The following is a 25,487-nucleotide window of genomic DNA, read 5'->3' on the forward strand; positions in this document are numbered from 1 at the left end:
CTTCCTGGGGTGGGTGTCTGTCCGCGCACGCGGCGGACTACTTCTTCTTCGACGAGAGGGCGTCGGCGCCGCCGACGATCTCGGAGATCTGCTGCGTGATCTCGGCCTGTCGCGCGTTGTTCGCGAGACGGGTGAAGTCACGGATCAGGGAGTCGGCGTTGTCGCTCGCCGCCTTCATGGCCTTCTGACGGGCGGCGTGCTCGGAAGCAGCCGACTGCAGCATGGCGTTGAAGATGCGGCTCTCGATGTAGACCGGGAGCAGCGAGTCGAGCACCGCGTCGGCGTCCGGCTCGAACTCGTAGAGCGGGAGCGGCTCGTCGCCCTGGGGCTCGTCCACTCCGTCCACGACCTCGAGCGGCAGCAGGCGGACGACCTGCGGCTCCTGCGTGGCGAGGCTGAGGAACCGGTTGAAGACGATGTGGATCTCGTCCACGCCGCCCTCTGCGGTGTCCTGCAGGAACTTCGCCACGACGGCGTCGCCGATCTCCTTGGCGGTCGAGAACTCCGGCTGGTCGGTGTTGCCGACCCACTGCTGCTCCGACGCGCGCTCACGGAACGTGAAGTACCCGACGGACTTGCGCCCGACCAGGTAGTACACGATGTCCTTGCCCTCGCTGCGGAGCAGGGAGGCGAGCTCCTCGCCCTGCTTGAGGACGTTGGTGCTGAACGCGCCGTTGAGACCGCGGTCCGAGGTGAACAGCACCACGGCCGCGCGGGTCGACGTCGCCGGCTCGGTGGTCAGCACGTGGTCGACGTTCGAGAACGTCGCCACGGCCGACACGGCCCGGGTCACCGCACGGGAGTACGGACCGGACGCGGCCATGCGGGCTTGCGCCTTCTGGATCCGCGACGCCGAGATCAGCTCCATGGCGCGCGTGACCTTCTTCGTGGTCTTCGCGGACTTGATCCGCTGACGGTAGACCCGGACCTGCGCTGCCATCTAGCGACGACCCTTGACGATCTGCTCCTGGTCGACGTCCTCGGAGTCCGCGGCGTCGAACTGCTCCGAGCCGAGCGTCTTGCCGTCGCTCGTCTGGAAGCTCTTCGTGAACTCGTCGATCTGCTTCGACATCTCGGCGACGGTGTCGTCGCTGAGCTGGTTCGTCTCGCGCAGGGTCGTGAGCACGTCGGAGTTGCGACGCAGGTGGTCGAGCAGCTCGGACTCGAAACGCAGCACGTCCGGCACGGGGACCGTGTCGAGCTTGCCGTTGGTGCCGGCCCAGATCGAGACGACCTGCTCCTCCACCGGGTACGGCGAGTACTGCGGCTGCTTGAGCAGCTCGGTCAGGCGGGCACCACGGTCGAGCTGACGACGCGACGCCTGGTCGAGGTCGGACGCGAACATCGCGAACGCCTCGAGCGAGCGGTACTGCGCCAGTTCGAGCTTCAGGGTGCCGGAGACCTTCTTGATCGACTTCACCTGGGCGTCACCACCGACGCGGGACACCGAGATGCCCACGTCGACGGCCGGACGCTGGTTCGCGTTGAAGAGGTCCGACTGCAGGAAGATCTGGCCGTCGGTGATCGAGATCACGTTGGTCGGGATGTACGCCGAGACGTCGTTCGCCTTCGTCTCGATGATCGGGAGACCCGTCATCGATCCGGCGCCGAGCTCGTCGGACAGCTTCGCGCAACGCTCCAGCAGACGGGAGTGCAGGTAGAAGACGTCACCCGGGTAGGCCTCGCGTCCCGGCGGACGACGCAGGAGGAGCGACACCGCTCGGTAGGCCTCGGCCTGCTTCGACAGGTCGTCGAAGATGATCAGGACGTGCTTGCCCTGGTACATCCAGTGCTGGCCGATGGCCGAGCCGGTGTAGGGGGCCAGGTACTTGAAGCCGGCCGGGTCGGAGGCCGGAGCGGCGACGATGGTCGTGTACTCCATCGCGCCGGCGTCCTCGAGCGCACCCTTGACGGAGGCGATCGTGGAGCCCTTCTGACCGATGGCGACGTAGATGCAGCGGACCTGCTTGTTCTCGTCGCCGGAGTCCCAGTTGGCCTTCTGGTTGATGATCGTGTCGATCGCGATGGCCGTCTTGCCGGTCTGGCGGTCACCGATGATCAGCTGACGCTGGCCGCGGCCGACGGGGATCATCGCGTCGATCGCCTTGATGCCGGTCTGCATCGGCTCGTGGACCGACTTGCGGGACATGACGCCCGGCGCCTGCAGCTCGAGGGCACGACGACCCTCGGCGGCGATCTCGCCGAGACCGTCGATCGGGGCGCCGAGCGGGTCGACCACCCGGCCGAGGAACGCGTCGCCGACGGGGGCGGAGAGGACCTCACCCGTGCGGGTGACTTCCTGGCCCTCTTCGACGCCGGAGAACTCGCCGAGCACGATGGCACCGATCGAGTCCTCGTCGAGGTTCTGGGCGAGGCCGAGCGTGCCGTCCTGGAAGCGGATCAGCTCGTTGGCCATGACGCCGGGGAGGCCTTCGACGTGGGCGATGCCGTCACCGGCGTCGGTGACGTGCCCGACCTCGGCCGTGGAGGCCTTCGTCGGCTCGTAGTTCGAGACGAAGTCCTTCAGGGCATCACGGATCTCATCGGGGCTGATGGTGATGTCTGCCATGGGATTTTCCTTGTTGGTTTCCGGGGCCCTTCGGCTCCGAGAGGGTGATGCTGCCGGGCGGGGCAGTTCCCGTTGTGGACTTGGAGGGACGAGTCCGACCGTACGCTCAGCCGGCGAGCTGCAGACGGAGGTCTGCGAGCCGCGTCGCGACGGTGCCGTCGATGACGTCGCCGCCGACCTGCACGCGCACCCCGCCGACGACCGAGGGGTCGACGACGCGGTTCACGGTGATGTCCCGTCCGTAGCGCTGCGCGATCCCCCGGGCGACACGAGCCGCCTGGTCGTCGGACAGCGGCGTCGCCGTGATGACCGTGGCGACGAGCTTGTCCGCCTGGTCCGCGACGATCCGGGAGGCGTCACGCACGATCTCGCCGATGCGGCGGCCGCGGGGCTGCTGCACGAGGTTCGACACGATGGTGATCGTCTGCTGCGACACCTTGCCGGCCAGCAGACGCTCCGCGAGGGAGCCCTTCTGGTCGGCGCTGCCGAGCTTGGTCCCGAGCGCGAGCTCGAGTCCGGCGTCCGAACGGACCGCGGTCTCGAAGGCGAACAGCTCGGCCTCGATCGAGGTCGACTGGTCCGCCGTGGCGGCCACGGCGCGGACCGCTGCGTCCTCGATGCCGGCCAGCAGGTCACCCTGCGACGACCAGCGTGAACCGGCGACGGCGGCCAGGACGGCGCGCGTGGCGTCGCTCTGTCCGGCGAAGACGCGGTCGATGAGGACCTTCTTGCCTGCGGTGTCGGCTGTCGGGTCGGCGAGCAGGTTGAGCAGCTGCGGCGCCCGGGCGATCGCTCGCCCGGAGGCGAAGATCTGTGCTCCGACGCCCAGGTCGACGGCACCGCCGAGGTCGGCGAGCACCGCCCTGGTGGACGTCATCGCTTCGCGGGTGGCGCTGCGCATGCTCAGTGCTCCGTTCCGGCCGCCGTCTGGGCACCCTGCGACGACTCGAGGTCGGCGAGGAAGCGGTCGACGACGGCGGTCGCCTTGGCGTCGTCCTGGAGGGACTCGCCGATGACACCCGACGCGAGGCCGAGTGCGAGCGTGCCGACCTCGGAGCGGAGCGACTGGAGCGCGCTCTGGCGCTCTGCCTCGATCTGCGCCTGGGCGTTCGCGGTGATGCGTGCGGCGTCGGCGCTGGCCTGCTCGCGGACCTCGTTGCCGATCGCGGTGGCGTCGGCACGGGCCTGCTCACGGATGCGCGATGCCTCGGCACGCGCATCAGCCAGCTGCTTGTTGTACTCGTCGAGCGCAGCAGCGGCCTGTTCCTGGGCGGCTTCGGCCTTCTTGATGCCGCCTTCGATGGCCTCGGTGCGCTCATCGAGCATCTTCGTGATCCGCGGCGTGACGACACGCCACATCACGATGAAGATGATGACGAAGGCCACCGCGGACCACACGATGTCGTACACCGGTGGGATCAGCGGATTGTGGGTCTCCTCCGCCGCGATGATGAGTGCAGTCTGCATCGAGATGCCTTACTGGGCGGTGAAGATGAAGTACGTCGCGATGCCGATGAAGGCAAGGGCCTCGGTGAAGGCGATACCGATGTACATGAGGGTGGTGAGGCGACCCTGGAGTTCGGGCTGGCGGGCCACGGACTCGATGGTCTTGCCGACGACGATGCCGACGCCGATGGCCGGGCCGATCGCAGCGAGGCCGTAGCCAACCGTCGCGATGTTGCCGTTGATCTCCGCGAGAACGGTCGTTGCGTCCACGTGTTTTCCTTTCGAAGTGCGGGTCCGACGAGTGTCGGTCCCGTAGGGGGTCAGAAGGGTGTCAGTGCTCGTCAGCCAGCGCGAGCTGGATGTAGACGGCCGTCAGCAGCATGAAGACGTACGCCTGGAGCAATCCGACGAGGACTTCGAAGAAGCTGAAGGCGATGCCGAACGCGAGCGTCCCGACACCGAACAACTTGAAGAGGCTCTCCGCGTCGAAGAAGAAGAACCAGGTCGCCGAGAAGAACAGGACGAGGAGCAGGTGCCCGACGACCATGTTCATCAGGAGTCGCAGCGTCAGCGTGATCGGACGGAGCACGAAGGTCGACACGATCTCGATCGGCGTCACGATGATGTACAGCGGCCACGGCACCCCGGGCGGGAAGAGCGAGTTCCGGAGGAACGTGCCCGGGTGCTTGCGGAGGCCGGCGTAGATGAACGCGACGTAGGCGACGATCGCGAGGATCATCGGCATCGCGATGCGGCTGGTACCGGCGATGTTCATGAACGGGACGAGTCCCGTGAGGTTCATGAACAGGACGCCGAAGAAGATCGTCGCGAGGAGCGGCAGGAAACGCTTGCCGTCCTTCTCACCCAGGTTGTCGAAGGTGTTCCGACGGACGACGTCGAAGGCGTACTCGATGAATGCCTGTCCACGGTTGGGGACCAGCTTGAGCGCGCGGGTTCCGGCGAACGCGAAGACGAGGAGCACGGCCACCGCGAAGAAGCGGATGAGGACGATGCGGTCCATCTCGAATGCAGTACCGGCGAAGAAGATCGGGTCCGGGAAGAACTCGTTGATCGACGGACCATGGAACTCGGCGGCCTTGCTGCTCCCCGCCGCGACGGGGTTACCCGCAGCGATGAGGGACAGGGGAAGAGCGTGGGATAGCAGCGCTGTCTCCTGTGTCGGGGCGCGCACGCATGGCACGCGGAGGTGGACTGATGTGGAGGCTTGCCCGTCCGAGCTCATGCTCCGGCAGCGGGCTCCCGAAGCCTATCAGGTGTGTGCGGCTTCTCGGGCTCTCAGGCAGCGGGGCCGCGATCCTCAGCGTCCGTTCGGTCGCCCGGCAGGCTGACGCCGATCGGGACGCGCGCCCGTGCGATGACGGTGACGTCGATCACGAGCGAACCGATCACCCCGATGATGATCGCGACCGCGAGGACGGGCGTGTTGACCCAGTCGCGGTCCTTGAGCGCCACGAGCACGACGATGAACAGGACGAACTTCACCAGGAAGGTGCCCATGATCGTGCCGAAGAAGGCGCCGGAGATCATCTGACCGCCGGAGAACCGGATCGCCAGGAGCACGCTGACCGCGGTGAGCCCGCAGAACACGACGCTCATCACCGCACCGATCAGCCCGCCGGTGAGGCCGGGGCCGCCGGCGACGAACCAGCCGACGACACCCCCGACGAGGGCGAGGGCACCGGCGAGGACCGCGCCCTGCAGGAGGATGCGGCGGAACACCGGCCGGACGTGGTCGAGGCCGTTCGGGGTGGTCACGAGGGGTCTCCAGAGATCGGGTGGGACGAGGGGCGGGTGGGTGCGTCACGAGTGGAGGCGGCGCGGTCCAACGGGTCGAGACTGGCGTCCACGACACCCCCGTTCCGGGCGGTCGTCTGCGCGACGATCTCCACGCGCTTGCGTCCGAGCGGCGCGAACGTCGCGATGGCGCACGCCGTGAAGCCGACGGCGACGAAGGCCGTGACCCACCACCAGTTGACGAAGAGGAACAGCAGGCAACCGAACGCGACGGTCGCCGTCCACGCGTAGAAGACCAGCACCGCGTGGAAGTGCGAGTGCCCCATGTCGAGCAGGCGGTGGTGCAGGTGCTTCCGGTCCGCGGAGAACGGTGACTTGCCGGCGCTGACGCGACGGACCACGGCGAGGGCGAAGTCCAGGATCGGCACGACGAGGATCGCGAAGGGCAGCAGGATCGGGATGAACGCCGGCAGCAGGTCCGTGCGCGTCCGGACCGCCGCGGGGTCGATGTTGCCGGTGATCGACACTGCACTGGTGGCCATCAGGAACCCGACGAGCAGCGCTCCGGCGTCACCCATGAACAGCTTCGCGGGGTGCCAGTTGAGCACGAGGAACCCGGCACAGGCACCGACCAGCACCGCGGTCAGCAGTGACGGCAGGTTGAAGAAGAACTCCGTCTCGACGACCACGCGGTTGATGAAGAACGTGTAGAGGAAGAACACCCCACCGGCGATGATCGCGACGCCGGCGACCAGACCGTCCAGGCCGTCGATGAAGTTGACCGCGTTCATCACCAGGACGACGGCGAGCACCGTGAAGATCAGGCTCATGTAGGACGAGCCGACGCCGAGCGTGTTGCCGATCGGCAGTGAGACGATCGCGACGCCCTGCCACGCGAGGATGCCTGCGGCGATGATCTGTCCCGCGAGCTTCGTCATCCAGTCGAGGTCCCAGATGTCGTCCGCGACGCCGAGCACCACGATGATCGTCGCCCCGGCGAGGACCGCCAGCACTCGCCCCGGCTCCGCGAAGACGAGCCGGAAGTAGTCCTGCCCGGCGATCGCCGGGAAGAGGAACCACGCGCAGAGCAGCGACACGATCACGCCGAGGAACATCGCGATGCCGCCGAGCCTCGGCGTCGGGGTGCGGTGCACGTCCCGTTCGCGGACCTTCGGGTACCACCTGTACTTGATGCCGAGCTTCCAGACGAGCCAGCTCACCAGGAAGCTCACGACCGCCGAGATGACCCCCGCGAGCAGGTAGAACTTCACCGCACGAGGTCGTCCCCGACGACCCGCCTGATCTCGTCGTCGGAGATCACGCCGTGGCGCACGATCCGCAGGCCGTCGCCCGCGGCCAGGCCGGTGGCGTCGACGATCGTGGAGCCGGTCGAGGAAACGGTGCCCTCGTGCACGGGGATCGCGCCTCCGTCGAGGTACACCGCGATGCTGTCGCCGAGCATCCGTTCGGCGTCGTCGATGTCCATCGCGGCGGGGTCACCGGTCGAGTTCGCGGACGACACTGCGAGCGGTCCCACTTCCTGCAGGAGCTCGAGCGCGATGCGCGAGTCCGGCATCCGGAGCGCCACGGTGCCGCGCGTCTCGCCGAGGTCCCAGTCGAGGGACGGCTGCGCGCGGAGGATGACGGTGAGACCGCCGGGCCAGAACTCGTCGACGAGTCGTCGCACCGCTTCGGGGACCTCGCTGGCGAGGGCGTCCATCGTCGCCACGCCCGGGATGAGCACGGGCGGCGGGGACTGACGCGTCCGGCCCTTCGCGTCCAGGAGGCGCTGCACGGCCTGCGCGCGGAACGCGTCCGCGGCGACGCCGTACACGGTGTCGGTGGGGACGACGACGAGTTCACCGCGACCGAGGGCGGCTCGGGCGAGCCGCATCCCGGTGAGGAGCCCGTCGGGGTCGGAGCAGTCGTATCGGGAAGCCATGACCTGCACGATGATAGTGCGCGAGGATGGGGGGCATCGTGAACGAGACGCCCGCGCCCCCACTCCTGTTCCTCTTCGACATGGACGACGTCCTCGTCCGCTACGACTGGAAGACCCGCATGGCCGGACTCTCCGAGCTGACGGGACACGACTTCGTCGAGCTCCGGCGCCGCTGGTGGGACACCGGCAGCGAGCAACGTGCCGAGGCGGGGCACTTCGCGGACGGCGACGAGTACCTGGCCGCCTTCCAGGAGGCCATGGGCTGCGACGTCGACGAGGCCGAGTGGGCCCGGGTCCGGGGCGCCGCGATGACCGAGCTTCCCGACCGGCTCGAAGCGGTCCGGATCGCCAAGGAGCACGGCCGGGTGGCGCTCCTCACGAACAACGGTCCGTTGGCCGGACGCTGGCTGCACGAGTGGGTGCCGTCCCTGCCTCCGCTGTTCGGCGAGCACCTGGACACGTCGAGCAGGTTCGGTGCGCGCAAGCCCGAGCAGGACGTCTTCCGGCGGGTGCTCGAGCACCACGGCGTCCCCGCGGAGCGGACGTTCTTCGCCGACGACATGCCGGAGAACGTCGCCGGCGCTCGGAGTGTCGGCATCACAGCCGTCCTGGTCGAGCACGACACCGACCTGCGGCACGCGGTCCGGACCTTCGTCGCGGCGCACGAGACCACGCCCGTCCCGACGAACGCTCAGCCGGCCCCCGCCTGACCGCCGACCGGGAGGCCCGACCCACGTCCGCCTAGCGCGTGGCGGTGGTCGTGCGGTCGCGTCCGGTGAGGTCGACGTGCGTCTCGGGTGATCGGAAGCCGCGCGCGGCGAGGACCGCTCGGACCCCGGCACCCTGCTGTTCGGCGTGCTCGACCACGACGAGACCACCGGGGACGAGCAACCGCCACGCGGTCTCGGTCAGGGCGCGTACGGCGTCGAGGCCGTCGGGTCCGCCGTAGAGCGCGAGTGCCGGGTCGTGGTCGCGGACCTCGGGGTCGATCGGCACCGCGTCGTCCGGGACGTACGGGGGGTTCGACACGACGACCGAGACCTGTCCGTCGAGCTCCGGGAACGCATCGGCGAGGTCGCCCTCGACGAGTCGCACGGTGGCGCCGTGGGCGTCGACGTTGCGGCGGGTCCACGGCAGGGCCTCGGCCGACCGCTCGACGGCGTACACGACGGCGTTCGGGACCTCGGTGTCCATGGCGATGGCGATCGCACCGCTCCCGGCACCGAGGTCGACCGCGATCGGCTCGGGGACCGCGGTGGCGCGGAGCGCGTCGATGCCGAACTGCACGACCGACTCGGTCTCGGGTCGCGGCACGAACACCCCCGGTCCGACGGACAGGGTGAGGGCACGGAAGTGGGCTTCGCCGGTGACGTGCTGCAGTGGTTCGCGGGTGACACGTCGCGCCACCGCGTGCCGGAAGCGTTCGACGTGCTCGGCGGCGATCGCTCCCCCGGTCAGCGCCCGGGCCTGCACCGCGCCACGGGAGGTGTCGGTCGCCCACGCCAGCAGCAGCTCGGCGTCGACCTGCGGCGTGGGCACACCCGCTGCCGACAGCGCCGCGACCGCCTCACGCAGGAGGCGGTCCGCGGCGAACGTCGGCTGCGGGAGGTCCACGCCGCTCAGGCGTCCTGGTCGCCGATGGCGGCCAGTCGAGCCTCTTCGTCCGCTGAGATGGCGGACTGGATGACCGGCTCGAGCGCACCGTTCATGACGCGGTCGAGGTCGTACGCCTTGTAGCCGGTGCGGTGGTCCGCGATCCGGTTCTCCGGGAAGTTGTACGTCCGGATGCGCTCCGAACGGTCCATCCCGCGGATCTGCGACTTGCGCGCGTCCGACGCCAGGGCGTCGAGCTCCTCCTGCTGACGCGCGAGGATCCGGGCACGCAGGACGCGCATCCCCGCCTCTCGGTTCTGCAGCTGCGACTTCTCGTTCTGCATCGCGACCGTGATGCCCGTCGGGAGGTGCGTGATGCGCACGGCGGAGTCCGTCGTGTTGACGGACTGCCCACCCGGACCCGACGACCGGTACACGTCGATCTTCAGGTCGTTCTGGTTGATCTCGACCTCTTCGGGCTCGTCGACCTCGGGGAAGACGAGCACCCCGGTGGTCGAGGTGTGGATACGACCCTGCGACTCGGTCTGCGGCACCCGCTGCACACGGTGCACTCCGCCCTCGTACTTCAGGTGCGCCCACACGCCCTGGGACGGGTCCGTCGTGTTCGACTTGATCGCGACCTGGACGTCCTTGTACCCGCCGAGGTCGGATTCGGTGCGCTCGAGGAGCTCGACCTTCCAGCCCTTGCCCTCGGCGTAGTGCGAGTACATCCGGAGCAGGTCGGCCGCGAACAGCGCCGATTCCTCGCCGCCCTCGCCGCCCTTGATCTCCATGATCACGTCGCGGCCGTCGTCCGGGTCGCGCGGGATGAGGAGTCGGCGGAGGCGCTCCTGGCGTTCGGCCAGCTGCCCCTCGAGCCCGGGGACCTCTTCCGCGAACGCCTCGTCCTCACGCGCGAGTTCCCTGGCGGCGGCGAGGTCGTCCCCCGCCGCCTGCCAGGCTTCGTACGCGGCCTTGATCTGGCTGAGTTCGGCGTACCGCCGATTGACCTTCTTCGCACGGGCCGGGTCGGCGTGGAGCGCGGGGTCCGACAGCTGCTGCGTCAGTTCCTCGTGTTCCGCCAGCAGCCCTGCCACCGACTCGAACACGCGTTACTCCTGGTGGCCGTTGCCGTGGTGACCGCTGGTCGCCGGCACCGACTTCTGGATCTGGACCAGGAACTCGACGTTCGACTGCGTCTCCCGGAGGTTCCGCAGCACCACGTCGAGCGCCTGCTGCGGGTCGAGCCCGGCGAGGGCACGACGCAGGCGCCAGGTGATCGCGACCTCGTCGGCGGAGAGCAGCTGCTCCTCCCGACGGGTCCCGGAGGCGTTGATGTCGACGGCGGGGAAGATCCGCTTGTCGGCCAGGTGACGGTTGAGGCGGAGCTCCATGTTGCCGGTGCCCTTGAACTCCTCGAAGATCACCTCGTCCATCTTCGACCCGGTCTCGACGAGAGCGGTGGCGAGGATGGTCAGCGAGCCGCCGTTCTCGATGTTGCGGGCGGCGCCGAAGAAGCGCTTGACCGGGTAGAGCGCAGCCGAGTCCACGCCACCGGAGAGCACGCGGCCCGACGGCGGGGTGGCGAGGTTGTACGCGCGGCCCAGACGGGTGATGGAGTCGAGCAGCACGACGACGTCGTGGCCGAGCTCCACCAGGCGCTTGGCACGCTCGATGGCGAGCTCGGCGACCGTGGTGTGGTCCTCGGCGGGGCGGTCGAAGGTCGAGGCGATGACCTCGCCCTTCACCGTGCGCTGCATGTCGGTGACCTCTTCGGGACGCTCGTCCACCAGGACGACCATCAGGTGCGCCTCCGGGTTGTTCTTCGAGACGGCGTTCGCGATCGCCTGCAGGACGACGGTCTTGCCGGCCTTCGGCGGGGAGACGATCAGGCCGCGCTGGCCCTTGCCGATCGGCGACACGAGGTCGATGATCCGCGTCGACAGCTTCGCCGGCTCGGTCTCGAGGCGCAGACGCTCGTTCGGGTACAGCGGTGTGAGGTCCTGGAAGTCGACTCGGGCGGCGGCCTCGTCGGCGGTCTGACCGTTGATCGTGTCGATCTTGACCAGTGCGTTGTACTTCTGACGGCTCTGCTGCTCGTTGTCACGCGGCTGCTTGATCGCGCCGACGACGGCGTCACCCTTGCGCAGGTGGTACTTCTTCACCTGGCCGAGGGAGACGTAGACGTCCTCCGGCCCCGGCAGGTAGCCCGTGGTGCGGACGAAGGCGTAGTTGTCGAGCACGTCGAGGATGCCGGCGATCGGGATGAGGACGTCGTCCTCGGTGACCTCGGGCTCGAACTCGTCGTTCTGGCCGCCGCGACCGCGCTTGCGGTCACGCTGCCGGCGGGTGCGCCCGTTCTCGGCTTCCTGCTCGGCGGCGCGCTGCTGCTCGCCACGCTGCTGGTCGCCACGCTGCTGCTCGCCGCGCTGCTGTTCCGGCTGCTTCTGGTCCTGCTGCTTCTGGTCGCGCTGCGCGTCGCGCTGGTCCTGCTGCTTCTGCTGGCCGTTCTGCTGCTGGCCGTTCTGCTGCTTGCCGTTCTGCTGCTGGGCCGGCTTCTGCTCGGGCTCGGCCTGCTGCTGAGCGGGCTTCTGCTCGCCCTGGTCGGCCTGGTCGGCGTTCTGCCCGCGGCCACGACCGCGGCCACGGCTGCGTCGGCCACGACGGGCGCCGCCCTCGGTCTGGTCGCCCTGGTCGGCCTGGTCGTTCTGCTGGCCCTCGTCCTGACGGGCGTCGTCCTGGACGGCGTCCTGGTCGCCCTGCTCGACGGCGTCCGCGACCGGGACCTGGGTCTCGGCGGTGGCACCGCGCGACTCCTGGGTGTCGGCCTGCTGCGCCTGACGGTCGCGGCCGCGACCACGACGTTGGCCACTCTGGGCGGCTTCCTGGGCGTCCTTCTCGGCACGGACCTGGTCGAGACCGGCGAGGAGGTCCTCGGTGCCGGTGTGCCCGGCGTTGGTGTGCGAGACCGCAGCGGTCGGCTCGGCGGTGACCGTGCCTCCCGAGGTGACGCGGCGGCTGCGACGGCCGCGCGGTGCGGACTCGGCGGGGGCCTCGGTGGTCTGCGCGGCCGGAGCCTGCGCGATGTCGACCTGCGTGGCGGGCGCCTCGGCCGCTGCCGGTGCGACCTCGGCAGCCGGGGTGCCGGTGCCGGCACCGTCGAGGACCGGCGTCTCCGAGGCGGACGCCTCGGCCGGTCGCTTGTCCTCGATCGATGCGATCAGGTCGCCCTTGCGGAGCTTCGAGAGCCCGGTGATGCCGAGGGACGAGGCGATGCGCTGGAGCTCCGGGAGACGGAGCGTGCGCAGGTCAGTGGGGATCTCCACCGAGGTGGAGGTGGTGACGTCGGTCACGATGCTGTTGTTCCTTCCGACCGCAGAACGCGGAGAGTTTCCACCGGACCCGTGGCAGCGTGCAACGGCCGTCGTTCAGACGACGGACCGGGAACGGTGATCTGGCCAAGAACGGTGATCTGGAGAGAGTGCCCCACGCACCGGATCAGGCTGGCGGTCGACCGTGGATGGTCGAGGCCTGCGCGAGATCGGCTTCGAGCGTCGGGAGCGCCTTCACTGTAGCACCACCCAGATCGACGGCCAGCATGAGCGGGCGCCAGGTGGATTCGGCGTGTCGCTCGACCAGTTCCGCGGCGTCGAGACGCTGTGCCGGATCACTGCCCATGACCAGGAGGCTCGGTCCGGCACCCGAGACGACGGCGGCCAGACCGTGCTGCCGGAGCAGGCCGATGAGGGCGTCGGTCTCCGGCATCGCACTCGCCCGGTAGGCCTGGTGGAGCCGGTCCTCGGTCGCGGCGAGGAGCAGTTCCGGGCTCTGGATGAGTGCCGCGACGAGCAGCGCCGACCGGGAGACGTTGAAGGCCGCGTCCTCGTGCGGCACCGTCATCGGCTGCAGGGAGCGAGCGAGCTTCGTCGAGAGCGTCGACGTCGGCACGAACACGACCGGCGAGACACCGCGGTGCACGAGCAGCCGCTTGTGTGCCGGGCCGTCCGGGGTCATCCACGCGATCGTCAAGCCGCCGAACAGGGCCGGGGCGACGTTGTCCGGGTGCCCCTCCATCTCGGTCGCGAGGGTGAGCAGGGTCGCGGCGTCCAGGTCGACCATGCCCTCGAGCAGGCCACGAGCCGCCATCAGCCCGGCGACGATCGCCGCTGCCGAGGACCCCATGCCGCGTCCGTGCGGGATGGCGTTCGTGGCGTGCAGCTCGAGCCCCGGCTGCGCGACCCCGGCATGCTCGAGGCCTCGGCGGACGGCCCGGACGACCAGGTTCGTGTCGTCCGTCGGGACCTCGCCCGCGCCGACACCGTCGATGGTGACGGTCGCGCCGGGTTCCGAGCGGACGCGGACGACGACCTCGTCGTAGAGGGAGAGCGCGAGCCCGAGGGAGTCGAAGCCGGGTCCGAGGTTCGCCGACGTCGCCGGAACGCGCACACGCACCGCCCGTCCGGCCGGTACAGCATCGTGGGCGGTCAGGCCCTCCCCCGGTCCGGACGAGCGGTCGGCGTTCACCGCGCGCTGACCAGTCCGAGCACGTCGGCGATCGCCGCGGTGTCGACGGGGACGCTCGTCGGCGCGACCTCGCCACCGTCCTGGGTGCGGAGTGCCCACTGCGGGTCCTTGAGGCCGTGACCGGTCACCGTGATGACGACCGTGGCCCCCTTCGGGATGACGCCTGCATCGGAGCGCTCGAGGAGCCCGGCCACGCCGATGGCCGAAGCGGGCTCGACGAAGACGCCGACCTCGGCCGACAGCAGGTGGTGCGCCGCCAGGATCGCCTCGTCCGAGATGGCGCCGAAGTAGCCGTCGGTCTCGTCACGGGCCTCCAGCGCGTACTTCCACGACGCCGGGTTGCCGATGCGGATGGCGGAGGCGATTGTCTCCGGGTGTCGGACGACCTCGCCGTGCACGATCGGGGCCGAGCCCGCCGCCTGGAAGCCGAACATGCGCGGCATCTTGGTGGAGCGGCCCGAGGCCACGTCCTCGCGGTAGCCGCGGGAGTACGCCGTGTAGTTGCCGGCGTTGCCGACGGGCAGGAAGTGGAAGTCCGGCGCGTCGCCGAGGACGTCGACGACCTCGAAGGCGGCGGTCTTCTGCCCCTCGATGCGGTCGTTGTTCACCGAGTTGACCAGGTGCACCGGGTAGTTGGCGGACAGGTCGCGCGCGATGTCCAGGCAGTCGTCGAAGTTGCCCTGCACCTGCAGCAGCTGGGCGTCGTGGGCGACCGCCTGGCTGAGCTTGCCCATCGCGATCTTGCCCTCGGGCACGAGCACGGCGGCGGTGATCCCGGCGTGCGTCGCGTACGCGGCGGCCGAGGCGCTGGTGTTGCCGGTCGAGGCGCAGATGACGGCCTTCGCGCCGTGCTCGACGGCCTTCGAGATCGCCATCGTCATGCCGCGGTCCTTGAAGGAGCCGGTCGGGTTCATGCCCTCGTACTTCACGTACACGGTCGCGCCGGTGCGCTCGGAGAGTCGACGCGCCGGGATCAGCGGGGTCCCGCCCTCACCGAGCGTCACGATCGGGGTCGCGTCGGTCACGTCGAGTCGGTCGGCGTACTCGCGCAGGACTCCCTGCCACTGGTGGGCCATCAGGCTTCTCTCTCTGTCCGGTGGATCGGTGTGGATGGGTCTGTCGGGAGGCGCGTGCCGGCGTCAGGCGCCGACGAACCGCAGGACGCTGGTCACGTCCAGGACGACGTCCTCGCCGCGGAGTGCGGCCACGGTGTCGGCCAGGTCGGCTTCGCGCGCCAGGTGCGTGCCAATGACGAGCGTCGCGGTCCCCTCAGTGGCGCCCGTGGTGGTCTGCTCGACGGTCTCGACGCTGACGCCGTGGGCCGCGAGCACTCCGGCGACGGTCGAGAGCACACCGGGTGCGTCCGACACGTGCAGGGAGATCTGGTAGCGGGTGCGGACCGTGCCGATCGGGAACACCGGCAGCGCGGACCGGGTCGACTCGGCGACGCCCGGACCGCCGATGACGTGCCGTCGCGCCGCGGACACCAGGTCGCCGAGGACCGCGGAGGCCGTCTCGACCCCGCCGGCTCCGGCACCGTAGAACATGAGGTCACCGGCGGCCTCGGCCTCGACGAACACCGCGTTCTTCGCGCCGTGGACGCTGGCGAGCGGGTGCGACTCCGGCACCAGTGCCGGGTAGACGCGGGCGCTGACGCCTTCGCGGCCGTCGGCGTCGGTGAGGCGCTCGCACGTGGCGAGGATCTTCACGACGTGGCCGGCCTTGCGGGCGGCGCGGACCTGCTCGATCGTGACCGAGGTGATGCCCTCGCGGTGCACGGCGGCGAGCGGGACCGAGGTGTGGAACGCGATCGAGGCCAGGATCGCGGCCTTCTGCGCGGCGTCGTAGCCCTCGATGTCCGCGGTCGGGTCGGCCTCGGCGTACCCGAGCTCCGTGGCGGTGGCCAGGGCGTCCTCGAACGTCGCGCCCTCGCGGTCCATCAGGTCGAGGATGAAGTTCGTCGTTCCGTTGACGATGCCCATGATGCGCTCGATGCGGTCACCCGCGAGCGAGTCGTGCAGCGGTCGGATGATCGGGATCGCCCCGGCGACGGCGGCCTCGTAGTAGAGCTGTGCGCCGACCTGCTCGGCAGCGGCGAAGAGCTCCGGACCATGGGTGGCGAGCAGCGCCTTGTTGCCGGTGACGACGTCCGCACCGGACTGCAGCGCCTGCAGCACGAGCGTGCGGGCGGGCTCGATCCCGCCGATGAGCTCGACGACGATGTCGGCGCCGAGGATGAGCGAACCGGCGTCCGTCGTGAACAGCTCCCGCGGCAGGTCGACGTCCCGCTGTGCGTCGACGTCGCGCACGGCGATCCCGACGAGTTCGAGGCCGGCACCGGCACGCGTGGCGAGCTCCGGTCCGTGCTCGAGCAGGAGTCGTGCGACCTGGGAGCCGACCGAGCCGGCTCCGAGCAGTGCGACGCGGACGTTGCGGTATTCGATCATCTGGTGGGGGTCTCTCCGGGTCGGGTTCTCAGGCGTCCGTACCGGTGTCGGGTACCGGCACGACGCCCGTGTCGCGGGCGAGGAGGTCGTCGACGCTCTCGCCCCGCACGAGGATACGGGCTGCCCCGTCGGCGACCGCGACGACCGGCGGGCGGCCGACGTGGTTGTAGTTGCTCGCGAGGCTCCAGCAGTAGGCACCGGTCGCCGCCACGGCGAGCAGGTCGTCACGGTGCACGTCGCCGGGCAGGTACTCGTCGTGGACGACCACGTCACCGCTCTCGCAGTGCTTGCCCACCACCCGGGTGAGCACCGGGTCGGCGTCCGAGGTCCGCGCGAGCCGCGCCGTGTACTCGGCGCCGTAGAGCGCCGGCCGGATGTTGTCGCTCATCCCGCCGTCCACCGAGACGTAGGTGCGCGTCGCGGCGGATCCGTCCTCGGAGTCGACCGTGACGGGCTTGATCGTGCCGACGCGGTAGAGCGTGACGCCGGGTGGGCCGACGATGTACCGGCCGGGCTCCACGGCGATCTCGGGCACCGGGATGCCTCGGGACGAGCACTCGTCCGCGATGATCGCGGCCAGGGCGTCGGCGACGTCCTCGGGTTCGAGGGCGGAGTCGGCCTCGGTGTAGTCGATCCCCCAGCCGCCGCCGAGGTTGAGCTCCGGCACAGGACCCGACTCGACGAGCATGGCGTGCACGTCCATGAGCCGACGGGCGGCCTCGCGGAACCCGCTGTCGTCGAAGATCTGCGATCCGATGTGGGAGTGCAGCCCGACGAAGGCGAGCGAGGGCTCGGCACGGACGGCGGTCGCCGCCTGTACCGCCTCGGACAGCGGGATGCCGAACTTCTGGTCTTCCCGCGCGGTGGCGAGGAACTCGTGTGTCGAGGCGTGCACGCCGCTGTTGATCCGGATGCGGACCCGCTGCGTCACCCCGGCGTCGGCGGCGATCCGGGCAACGCGGCCGATCTCCTCGTGGCTGTCGAGCACGACCGTGCCGAGGCCGACCGCGACGGCGCGCTCGATCTCGGAGTCCGACTTGTCGTTGCCGTGGAAGCCCATCCGTGCCGGGTCGACGCCCGCGGCCAGTCCGACGGCGAGTTCGCCCATCGTGCAGACGTCGAGCCGGAGGTCCGCGTCGGCCATCCAGCGCGCGACGTGCGTCGTCCAGAAGGCCTTCGCCGCGTAGTAGACGTGTGCCCGCGTACCGATCCGGGTGAACGCGTCGGTGAAGGCGTCCCGCACGCGGACGGCACGCGACTGCACATCACGCTCGTCGACGACGTAGAGAGGAGAACCGAAGCGCTCGACCAGCGCGTCAGCAGCGACTCCACCGATCGCGAGCATGCCCTCGTCGGTACGGGTCGCGGACGCGGGCCAGATCCGGTCCACCAGTTCGGAGGCGTCCGCCGGGTACCGCAGTCGCGGCGGCGCAAGGGGGTTCTCGCTCACGGGACCCGATCCTATCCGGTCGGGGCGTCCCTCCCGGCCATGTGACGCCGCCTGTGGACGGCCGTCGGACACGGCACCACGCGCCCGGTCAGCAGCGACCGGTGGTGCGGAGGCCCGCCTCGTTGAGGGGCAGTTCGTCGGCCGTGATCCGGACCGTCGCCGCCGCCGAGGTCACCCGGAGCGAGCGCACCCGGAGCTGCTCCGGCAGGAACTGCGCCGTGCACACCGGCACCGGGACGTCCGAGACGCCGGGGATGTCGTCGACGTCGAGCCCCAGCGAGGAGTTCGTGATCCGCACCGTCTTCGGCGTGATCGTCACCCCGCGCCCGTCGGACTGCGCCGTGACCGAACCGTCCGCCGCGTAGCCGATCCGGAAGCCGAGCACCGAGGCACTCCCCCGCAGCTCGACCCCACCGTTGATCAGGCGGACCCGCTCGAAGAGGGGCGAGTACTTCGCCAGGTCCTTCACCGCACCGGAAGCGAGCCGGACGGTGCCGTCGACGTCGTGCACCGCCCCCTTGCCGTCCACCGGCAGGTCGTGCGCCGTGACGTCGGCGGCGAGCGGGATGCCCTCCACCGTGAGTCGGTCCGACGTGATCCGGACGTCGTCGAGCGTGCCGCGGAGCAGCTGCGGGATGACGACCCCCGGCACGTGGGCGTCGACCGTTCCCGTCGTGCCGTCCGGCAGCGACTGCTCGACCTGCGACGCGACCGTCCGATCCACCACGCCGCGGAGCACGAACTCCGCCACCACGACGAGCACGGCGAGGACCACGAGGACGACGACCAGCACGATCGCGACCGTCCGGCCGCGGCGCTTCGGGCGTCGGCCCGCTGCCGGCGCTGCTGCGGTCGACACGACTACATCCGGTCGGGCGCGCTGACGCCGAGCAGCCCGAGACCGTTGCGGACGACCTGCCCGGTGGCGTCGTTCAACCACAGGCGGGTGCGGTGCAGGTCGGTCACCGGCTCGTCGCCCAGCGGGGTGACGCGGCAGGAGTCGTACCAGCGGTGGTACAGCCCGGCGAGCTGCTCGATGAAGCGCGCGATGCGGTGCGGTTCGCGGAGCTCGGCGGCCTGACGCAGCACGCGCGGGTACTCGGCGAGGGCACCGAGGAGCGAGCTCTCCGACTCGTGCGTGAGCAGCGACGCGTCGAACACCGACCGGTCGACACCTGATGCCGCGGCGTTCCGCGCGACGGACTGCGTGCGGGCGTGGGCGTACTGCACGTAGAAGACGGGGTTGTCGTTCGTCCGCTTGGTGAGCAGGTCGAGGTCGATGTCGATCGCGGTGTCGCTCGCGAACCGGACGAGGGCGTACCGACCGGCGTCGACACCCACCGCGTCCACGAGGTCCTCCATCGTGACGACGGTGCCGTTGCGCTTCGACATCCGGAGCGGCTGGCCGTCCTTGAGCAGGTTCACCAGCTGACCGATGAGGATCTCGAGGTTCTTGCCCGGCTCGTCCCCGAACGCAGCGCACATCGCCATCATCCGACCGACGTAGCCGTGGTGGTCCGCGCCGAGCATGATCAGGTTGCGCTCGAAGCCGCGCTCGCGCTTGTCGAGGTAGTAGGCCAGGTCACCGGCGATGTACGCGGGCTCGCCGTCCGACTTGATGACCACACGGTCGCGGTCGTCGCCGAAGTCCGTGGTGCGGAGCCACAGTGCGCCGTCGGCCTCGTACATCCGGCCCTGCTCCTGCAGTCGGGCGATGGCGCGGTCGACGGCCTTCGACTCGTGCAGGGAGTTCTCGTGGAAGTAGACGTCGAAGTCCACCCCGAAGTCGTGCAGGGAGCGCTTGATGTCCGTGAACATGAACTCGACGCCCTCGCGCCGGAACAGCTCCTGCGCCTCGTCGCGCGGCAGGTCCGTCACGTCGAGCCCCGGCTCGAGCGTCGCGAGCACCCGGGCCGCGATCTCGCCGATGTAGGCGCCGCCGTAGCCGTCCTCGGGCGTCGGCTCGCCGAGCGCGGACGCCAGCAGCGACCGGGCGAACCGGTCGATCTGGTTGCCGTGGTCGTTGAAGTAGTACTCGCGGGTGACCAGGCCGCCCTGCGCCTGGAACACGCGGGCCAGACTGTCGCCGACCGCGGCCCAGCGGACCCCGCCCATGTGGATCGGACCGGTGGGGTTCGCCGAGACGAACTCCAGGTCGATCCGCACCCCGTCGTAGAGGTCACCGTGGCCGAAGGACTCCCCCTGGTCGACGACGGTGCGCGCGACCTCGCCCGCCGCGGCGGCCTCGAGCGTGATGTTGATGAAGCCCGGACCCGCGACGTCCACCGAGGCCACACCGTCGAGCTCGGTCAGCTCGCCGGCGATCTCCGTGGCCAGCTCCCGCGGGTTCGTGCCCAGGCGCTTCGCGAGCTGCATCGCCGCGTTCGACGCCCAGTCGCCGTGCGCCCGGTTCTTCGGACGCTCCAGAGCCACGTGCGAGTCCTCGATCGTCACCGTGTCGGCAGCACCTCGTCGCTCGACGATGCCCGTGAGGATCGACAGGTACGCTTCGGAGAGTTCGGCAGGAGTCACGGCGGACAAGTCTACCGGGACACCCAGGCAGCACCCGGACCACGCCGGGCACCATGCAGCAGGATGGGGCGTCATGACCTCCCGCAGCCTCCGGGCGATCAGCATCGCCGCCCTCGTCGTCCCCGCCGCCCTCGTCCTCGCCGGCTGCTCCGGTGGCGACGGCGACGGCACGACCGCCTCCGCCTCGGCGACCGCCGGCGTCGTGGGACGCCCCGTGACGCAGACCTGCGACGAGCTCGTGCCCGCCGACACGTTCAGCGTCTACGGGCAGCGGTTCGACCGCGTCCGGTCCCCGAAGCCGACGAAGGGCTCCCCGGTCGCCCAGATCGCCGCCCAGCACGGTCGGGTCTGCACCTGGCGGTCCACCACCGACGACAGCGTGACCGTGACCGTCGCCGTCGCCAACCTTCCGCAGGAGCAGCTGACGCAACTCGAGGACGCCCTCTTCGAACAGGGTGGTTCCGTCCCCACCTACACGGTCGAGGGCTACTTCAGCCTCGCCGGCAGGACCGGCCGCGCCGACGCCTTCGCCGACCGCTCCTGGATCCACACCTCGTCCTCCCTCTACACCGAACCCGGCACCGCGCAGCCCGTCGTCGACGCGGTCCGGGCAGCGGTCGCGCCCGACACCACGGCCCCGATTGGGTCCCCGACGCCCTGATCGGACCGCCCGGTGGACCGCCCGGCGGACCGCCGTCGGACGGGAGGCGCGGGGCGGGCCCGGCACGGGCCTCCCGTCCGGTGGGGCGTCCTGTCCGGAACAGCAGGCCGGAGGCCGGACACGCGTACGAGGGCGCGGTCCGGACCTGCTACGGTTGATGTCACCCCGGGCCCCCATAGCTCAGGGGATAGAGCACTGCCCTCCGGAGGCAGGGGCGGAGGTTCGAATCCTCCTGGGGGCACAGTGAAATCCCCGCGCAAGCTGTGGTCGACATCTCCGCGCAAGCTGACGTCCTCGCTGCGCTCGGTCGGCAGCGCGCGATGTCGGCTTCGCCGACTGATCCCCCGTGGTGACTCCGGTTGATCGGCGCAACTCGTCGTGGTGACCCCGGTGGGTCGGTGCAGCTCGTCGTGGTGACCCCGGTGGGTCGGTGCAGCTCGTCGTGGTGACCCCGGTGGGTCGGCGCACCTCGTCGTGGTGACCCCGGTGGGTCGGCGCACCTCGTCGTGACGACTCCGACAGGGTGACGCACCTCGTCGTGGCGACTCCGACAAGGGACGCACCTCGTCGTGGTGACTCCGGCAGGTTCACGCACCTCGTCGTGACGACTCCGACGGGTGAGCGTCACCGCTGTTTCCGAGGAGGACACCTCGGGGCTCTAGGATCACGCGGCGTGACGCACTCCACGCAGCGGGAACTCGACCGGGGCAGCCTCGCGGCACCCGCCAGGACCCTGCTCGACGTCCTCGCCGCCACCGCCGGGACGCACCCTGACGCCCTGGCCCTCGAGACGCCCGAGGGGCCGCTCGACTACCGCACGCTCCTCGCCCTCGTGCACGAGGGCGCCGACGACCTGGCACGGCACGGCGTCCGCCGCGGCGACCGGGTGGGCATCCGCATCCCCTCCGGCGGTCGCGACCTCTCGCTCTCGATCCTCGCCGTCCTCGCCGCCGGTGCCGCCTACGTCCCCGTCGACGCCGACGACCCCGAGGAACGCGCGACCCTCGTCTTCGGTGAGGCCGGTGTCGTCGGCGTCATCGGGGCCGGCGGGGTGCTCCGCGACCGCGACGGCGCAGCCCTGCCGGTCACCGACCCCACGGCGAGCGCCGAGCCCCCGACCACCGACGACGACGCGTGGGTCATCTTCACCTCCGGGTCCACGGGGGTGCCGAAGGGCGTCGCCGTCACACACCGCTCCGCTGCCGCGTTCGTCGACGCCGAGGCGCGGATGTTCCTGCAGGCCGCTCCGCTCGGTCCGGCGGACCGGGTGCTCGCCGGGCTCAGTGTCGCGTTCGACGCGTCGTGTGAGGAGATGTGGCTGGCCTGGGGGCACGGCGCCTGCCTGGTCCCGGCGCCCCGGTCGTTGGTGAAGAGCGGTGTGGACCTCGGGCCGTGGCTCATCGCGCACGGGATCACCGTCGTGTCGACGGTCCCGACGCTCGCGGCGCTGTGGCCGGACGACGCGTTGGAGTCCGTGCGTCTGGTGGTCTTCGGCGGTGAGGCGTGCCCGCCCGAGCTCGCCGCCCGCATCGCGTCGCGGGACCGGGAGGTCTGGAACACCTACGGGCCGACCGAGGCCACGGTCGTCGCGTGCGGGGCCCTGCTCGACGGCAGCACCCCGGTCCGGATCGGGCTGCCGCTCGACGGGTGGGATCTGGCCGTCGTGGACGCCGAGGGGCAGCGGGTCGCGCCGGGGCAGGTGGGTGAGCTCGTCATCGGGGGTGTCGGGCTCGGCCGTTACCTCGACCCGGCGAAGGACGCGGAGAAGTACGCGCCGTTCCCGACCCTCGGGTGGGCGCGGGCGTACCGGTCCGGCGACCTGGTCCGCTACGACCCGGAGGGGCTCGTCTTCCAGGGTCGTGCGGACGACCAGGTGAAGCTCGGTGGGCGGCGCATCGAACTGGGCGAGATCGACGCCGCGCTCCAGGCGCTCGACGGAGTCGCGGGTGGTGCTGCCGTGGTGCAGCGGACCCCTGCCGGCAACCAGGTGCTCGTCGGGTACGTGGCACCGGTCGCCGGCGCGTCCATCGACACGGCCGCGGCGAACGAGCGACTGCGACAGGAGCTGCCCGCCGCGCTCGTGCCGCTCCTGGCCGTGGTCGACGTCCTGCCGACGCGCACGTCGGGCAAGGTCGACCGAGCGGCCCTCCCCTGGCCGCTCGAGGGTGTGACCGGCACCGACCTGCCGCCGACCGTCGCGTGGATCGCCGAACGGTGGTCCGCGATCCTCGGCGTGCCCGTCGCGGACGTCGACGACGATTTCTTCGCGCACGGTGGCGGCTCGTTGACCGCTGCGCAGCTGGTCTCCGCGATCCGCGAGCGGTACCCGACGACGACCGTCGCCGACGTGTACGACCATCCCCGCATCGGTGCACTGGCGGACGCGCTGGACGAGTCCGGTCCGGTCGCCGCGGTCCGCCGTGACGTCGTGCCGGTCCCGCCCGCGACCGGTGCGCTGCTGACCCTCCTCGGGCTGCCGCTCCAGGTGCTCCGCGGACTGCGGCTGCTCAGCTGGACGGCGCTGGTCGCACAGGTCCTGCACGCCACGACCATGCCGTTCCTGCCCGTGCTGCCCTGGCCGGCGCTCGTGGTCGGTCTCCTGCTGTTCGTCAGCCCCGCGGGCAAGATGACGCTCACGGTCGTCGCGGCCCGTCTGCTGCTGGCCGGCGTCCGTCCGGGCGACCATCCCCGTGGTGGATCGGTGCACGTTCGGGTCTGGCTCGCCGAGCGGATCGCCGAGGCGGTGGACGGTCCCTCCACGGCGGGCGCGCCGTGGATCAGTTACTACGCCCGGGCACTCGGCGCGACCGTCGGTCGCGGCGTCGACCTGCACACGCTGCCGCCCGTGACCGGCATGCTCACGATCGGCAAGCGGGCCTCGGTCGAACCCGAGGTGGACCTCGCCGGGCACTGGGTGGACGGCGACGTCTTCCGGCTCGGCCGGGTGCACATCGGAGCGGACGCGGTCGTGCACAGCCGCTCGACGCTGATGCCCGGCGCCCACGTCGGTGACGGCGCCGAGGTCGAGGCCGGTTCCGCCGTCGCCGGGCCCGTCCCCGACGGCGAACGATGGGCTGGTTCTCCCGCCGGACGCGTCGGCTCGGCACGCCACGGCCGGGAGGCGCGCCCCGCCTCCCCGAGACGCTGGCTGCTCGCCTACGGGGTCGGCTCCGTCGCCGTCGCCGGGCTCCCCGTGGTCGGGGTCGCCGCCGGGCTCGCCGTCGTCGCCGCGGTGGTCGGGCGTCCGGACTCGCTCGTCGCCGTGGTGGGTCCGGCCCTGTTCGCCGTCCCGCTCGGCACGGTCGTCGCCGGCGTCGTGTACGCGGGGCTCGTCGTCGCCGCGGTCCGGCTGCTCGGACTCGGACTGGTCGAGGGACGACACCCGGTGCGCTCCCGGACCGGCTGGCAGGTGTGGAGCACCGAGCGGATCCTCGACGCCGCCCGGACGCTGCTGTTCCCGCTGTACGCGAGCCTCGTCACGCCGCTGTGGCTCCGGCTGCTCGGTGCGCAGGTCGGTCGGGACACCGAGATCTCCACCGTGCTGCTCATCCCCGCGCTGACGCAGATCGCTTCGGGTGCGTTCCTGGCCGACGACACGATGGTCGCCACGTACGAACTCGGCGGTGGACGGGTGAAGATCGGCCGCTCGAAGGTCGGACGTCGGGCGTTCCTCGGCAACTCGGGCATGACCGGTGCCGGTCGCTCGGTCCCCCGCGAGGCACTCGTCGCGGTGCTCTCGGCCGTGCCGAAGAAGGCCAAGCGCGGGTCGTCCTGGCTCGGCAGCCCGCCGGTCCGCCTGCGCCGGGCCGCCGCGCAGTTCGACGAGGAGCGCACCTTCCGGCCGCCGACCCGCCTCAAGTTCGCCCGCGGCGCGTGGGAGCTGCTGCGTCTGCTCGCCCCGATGGTGTCCGCCGGCATCGCCCTCGGCGTCGCGTTGACGCTCCTGGCGTCCTGGAGCACCGTCGGCATCGGGTGGACGGTGCTGCTCGCCGGCCCGGTGCTCATCGTCGCCGGAGCGGTGGCTGCGGCCGTGTCGACCGTGGCGAAGTGGGCCTTCGTCGGCCGGATCACCGCGACCGAGCACCCGCTGTGGTCCTCGTTCGTCTGGCGCAACGAGGTGCAGGACACCTTCGTCGAGACCGTCGCCCGTCCCTGGTTCGCCGAGCAGGCCATCGGCACGCCCGCCCTGTCCGTCTGGCTGCGGAGTCTCGGCGCGACGATCGGCCGCGGCGTGTGGTGCGAGACGTACTGGCTGCCCGAGGCGGACCTCGTCACGATCGGCGACGGCGCGACGGTCGCCCGCGGCACCGTCGTCCAGACCCACCTGTTCCACGACCGCGTCATGCAGCTCGACGCCGTCACCCTCGACGCGGGGTCGACGCTCGGCCCCCACGGCGTCGTCCTGCCCGCCGCCGGCATCGGCCCCGGTGCGACCGTCGGACCGGCGAGCCTCGTCATGCGCGGCGAGCAGGTCCCCGCCGGGACGCTCTGGGCCGGCAACCCGATCGCGCCATGGGGACACCCGCCGTGGCGTGACGCCCCCGGGGCCGTGACAGACTGACCGGCAC

The 25,487-nt window shown here is 70.8% G+C and carries 21 protein-coding genes and 1 tRNA gene; 4 read left to right on the forward strand and 18 right to left on the reverse strand.

Features of this window, described 5'->3' with window-relative positions:
- Positions 1-37: 37 nt before the first annotated feature.
- The 9 genes from DEJ25_RS03525 to DEJ25_RS03565 all read right to left on the reverse strand — a co-directional run bounded on the left by DEJ25_RS03525 (position 38) and on the right by DEJ25_RS03565 (position 7,712).
- Entirely contained in the window at positions 38-940 is a 903-nt protein-coding gene (locus tag DEJ25_RS03525) for a F0F1 ATP synthase subunit gamma (protein ID WP_111043790.1), read from the reverse strand.
- Complete coding sequence (gene atpA, locus DEJ25_RS03530) at positions 941-2,569, reverse strand: F0F1 ATP synthase subunit alpha (protein WP_110902143.1); 1,629 nt, start codon at positions 2,567-2,569, stop codon at positions 941-943. It abuts the gene before it with no gap.
- A 106-nt stretch (positions 2,570-2,675) separates the two neighbouring features.
- The gene (locus tag DEJ25_RS03535; protein ID WP_111043791.1) at positions 2,676-3,470 is read right to left on the reverse strand and encodes a F0F1 ATP synthase subunit delta; all 795 of its coding nucleotides are present in this window, start codon (positions 3,468-3,470) and stop codon (positions 2,676-2,678) included.
- Between the two features lie 2 nt (positions 3,471-3,472).
- Positions 3,473-4,036, reverse strand: coding sequence for a F0F1 ATP synthase subunit B (locus DEJ25_RS03540; RefSeq protein ID WP_111043792.1), 564 nt, complete (start codon positions 4,034-4,036; stop codon positions 3,473-3,475).
- A 9-nt stretch (positions 4,037-4,045) separates the two neighbouring features.
- Positions 4,046-4,285 carry an ATP synthase F0 subunit C gene (gene atpE, locus DEJ25_RS03545; RefSeq protein ID WP_110825114.1) on the reverse strand — a complete coding sequence of 80 codons (240 nt, stop codon included), beginning with the start codon at positions 4,283-4,285 and terminating at the stop codon, positions 4,046-4,048.
- Between the two features lie 61 nt (positions 4,286-4,346).
- Positions 4,347-5,207, reverse strand: a complete 861-nt coding sequence (gene atpB / locus DEJ25_RS03550) for a F0F1 ATP synthase subunit A (RefSeq protein WP_181427335.1) — start codon at positions 5,205-5,207, stop codon at positions 4,347-4,349.
- Positions 5,208-5,311: 104 nt separating this feature from the next.
- Positions 5,312-5,791, reverse strand: a complete 480-nt coding sequence (locus DEJ25_RS03555) for a hypothetical protein (RefSeq protein WP_111043793.1) — start codon at positions 5,789-5,791, stop codon at positions 5,312-5,314.
- Positions 5,788-7,041 (reverse strand): MraY family glycosyltransferase, encoded by a 1,254-nt coding sequence (locus DEJ25_RS03560; protein ID WP_111043794.1) that lies wholly within the window; start codon positions 7,039-7,041, stop codon positions 5,788-5,790. Before DEJ25_RS03560 ends, DEJ25_RS03555 begins: the two co-directional genes overlap by 4 nt.
- A complete protein-coding gene (locus DEJ25_RS03565; RefSeq protein ID WP_111043899.1) occupies positions 7,038-7,712 on the reverse strand; it encodes an L-threonylcarbamoyladenylate synthase in 675 nt (224 codons plus the stop codon). The genes DEJ25_RS03560 and DEJ25_RS03565 overlap by 4 nt, the downstream gene beginning before the upstream one ends.
- A gap of 38 nt (positions 7,713-7,750) precedes the next feature.
- Here DEJ25_RS03565 and DEJ25_RS03570 point away from each other — a divergent pair, with 38 nt between their 5' ends.
- The gene (locus tag DEJ25_RS03570) at positions 7,751-8,422 is read left to right on the forward strand and encodes an HAD family phosphatase (RefSeq protein WP_258366405.1); all 672 of its coding nucleotides are present in this window, start codon (positions 7,751-7,753) and stop codon (positions 8,420-8,422) included.
- 31 nt (positions 8,423-8,453) lie between these two features.
- Here the strand turns inward: DEJ25_RS03570 and prmC are convergent, their stop codons facing one another.
- The 9 genes from prmC to argS form a co-directional block, all read right to left on the reverse strand.
- On the reverse strand, positions 8,454-9,326 hold the full coding sequence (prmC, locus tag DEJ25_RS03575) for a peptide chain release factor N(5)-glutamine methyltransferase (protein WP_110902137.1): 873 nt from the start codon (positions 9,324-9,326) through the stop codon (positions 8,454-8,456).
- Positions 9,327-9,331: 5 nt separating this feature from the next.
- On the reverse strand, positions 9,332-10,414 hold the full coding sequence (gene prfA, locus DEJ25_RS03580; RefSeq protein WP_110902136.1) for a peptide chain release factor 1: 1,083 nt from the start codon (positions 10,412-10,414) through the stop codon (positions 9,332-9,334).
- Positions 10,415-10,417: 3 nt separating this feature from the next.
- Positions 10,418-12,658, reverse strand: coding sequence for a transcription termination factor Rho (gene rho / locus DEJ25_RS03585; RefSeq protein WP_111043796.1), 2,241 nt, complete (start codon positions 12,656-12,658; stop codon positions 10,418-10,420).
- 145 nt (positions 12,659-12,803) lie between these two features.
- Entirely contained in the window at positions 12,804-13,751 is a 948-nt protein-coding gene (gene thrB / locus DEJ25_RS03590; RefSeq protein WP_258366406.1) for a homoserine kinase, read from the reverse strand.
- Between the two features lie 74 nt (positions 13,752-13,825).
- Positions 13,826-14,905 carry a threonine synthase gene (gene thrC, locus DEJ25_RS03595; protein WP_110902134.1) on the reverse strand — a complete coding sequence of 360 codons (1,080 nt, stop codon included), beginning with the start codon at positions 14,903-14,905 and terminating at the stop codon, positions 13,826-13,828.
- A gap of 63 nt (positions 14,906-14,968) precedes the next feature.
- Positions 14,969-16,276, reverse strand: a complete 1,308-nt coding sequence (locus DEJ25_RS03600; RefSeq protein WP_111043797.1) for a homoserine dehydrogenase — start codon at positions 16,274-16,276, stop codon at positions 14,969-14,971.
- Between the two features lie 28 nt (positions 16,277-16,304).
- A complete protein-coding gene (gene lysA / locus DEJ25_RS03605) occupies positions 16,305-17,726 on the reverse strand; it encodes a diaminopimelate decarboxylase (RefSeq protein WP_111043798.1) in 1,422 nt (473 codons plus the stop codon).
- An 88-nt stretch (positions 17,727-17,814) separates the two neighbouring features.
- Complete coding sequence (locus tag DEJ25_RS16565) at positions 17,815-18,585, reverse strand: LmeA family phospholipid-binding protein (RefSeq protein WP_181421443.1); 771 nt, start codon at positions 18,583-18,585, stop codon at positions 17,815-17,817.
- A 2-nt stretch (positions 18,586-18,587) separates the two neighbouring features.
- Positions 18,588-20,258, reverse strand: coding sequence for an arginine--tRNA ligase (gene argS / locus DEJ25_RS03615; protein ID WP_111043799.1), 1,671 nt, complete (start codon positions 20,256-20,258; stop codon positions 18,588-18,590).
- Between the two features lie 73 nt (positions 20,259-20,331).
- Here argS and DEJ25_RS03620 point away from each other — a divergent pair, with 73 nt between their 5' ends.
- The 3 genes from DEJ25_RS03620 (at position 20,332) to DEJ25_RS03630 (ending at position 25,480) form a co-directional block, all read left to right on the forward strand.
- Entirely contained in the window at positions 20,332-20,919 is a 588-nt protein-coding gene (locus DEJ25_RS03620; protein ID WP_111043800.1) for a hypothetical protein, read from the forward strand.
- 169 nt (positions 20,920-21,088) lie between these two features.
- A tRNA-Arg gene (locus DEJ25_RS03625) sits at positions 21,089-21,160 on the forward strand.
- Positions 21,161-21,592: 432 nt separating this feature from the next.
- A complete protein-coding gene (locus DEJ25_RS03630) occupies positions 21,593-25,480 on the forward strand; it encodes a Pls/PosA family non-ribosomal peptide synthetase (RefSeq protein WP_258366407.1) in 3,888 nt (1,295 codons plus the stop codon).
- Positions 25,481-25,487 lie beyond the last annotated feature (7 nt).

Origin of the sequence: Curtobacterium sp. MCPF17_011 (assembly GCF_003234145.1) — a bacterium.
GTDB lineage: Bacteria > Actinomycetota > Actinomycetes > Actinomycetales > Microbacteriaceae > Curtobacterium.

Excerpts from the sequence above, each read along its gene's own strand:
- DEJ25_RS03535 (WP_111043791.1), bottom strand. The coding sequence starts at position 3,470 with ATGCGCAGCGCCACCCGCGAAGCGATGACGTCCACCAGGGCGGTGCTC.
- DEJ25_RS03525 (WP_111043790.1), bottom strand. The coding sequence starts at position 940 with ATGGCAGCGCAGGTCCGGGTCTACCGTCAGCGGATCAAGTCCGCGAAG.
- DEJ25_RS03540 (WP_111043792.1), bottom strand. The coding sequence starts at position 4,036 with ATGCAGACTGCACTCATCATCGCGGCGGAGGAGACCCACAATCCGCTG.
- DEJ25_RS03620 (WP_111043800.1), top strand. The coding sequence starts at position 20,332 with ATGACCTCCCGCAGCCTCCGGGCGATCAGCATCGCCGCCCTCGTCGTC.
- thrC (WP_110902134.1), bottom strand. The coding sequence starts at position 14,905 with ATGGCCCACCAGTGGCAGGGAGTCCTGCGCGAGTACGCCGACCGACTC.
- DEJ25_RS03600 (WP_111043797.1), bottom strand. The coding sequence starts at position 16,276 with ATGATCGAATACCGCAACGTCCGCGTCGCACTGCTCGGAGCCGGCTCG.
- atpA (WP_110902143.1), bottom strand. The coding sequence starts at position 2,569 with ATGGCAGACATCACCATCAGCCCCGATGAGATCCGTGATGCCCTGAAG.
- DEJ25_RS03565 (WP_111043899.1), bottom strand. The coding sequence starts at position 7,712 with ATGGCTTCCCGATACGACTGCTCCGACCCCGACGGGCTCCTCACCGGG.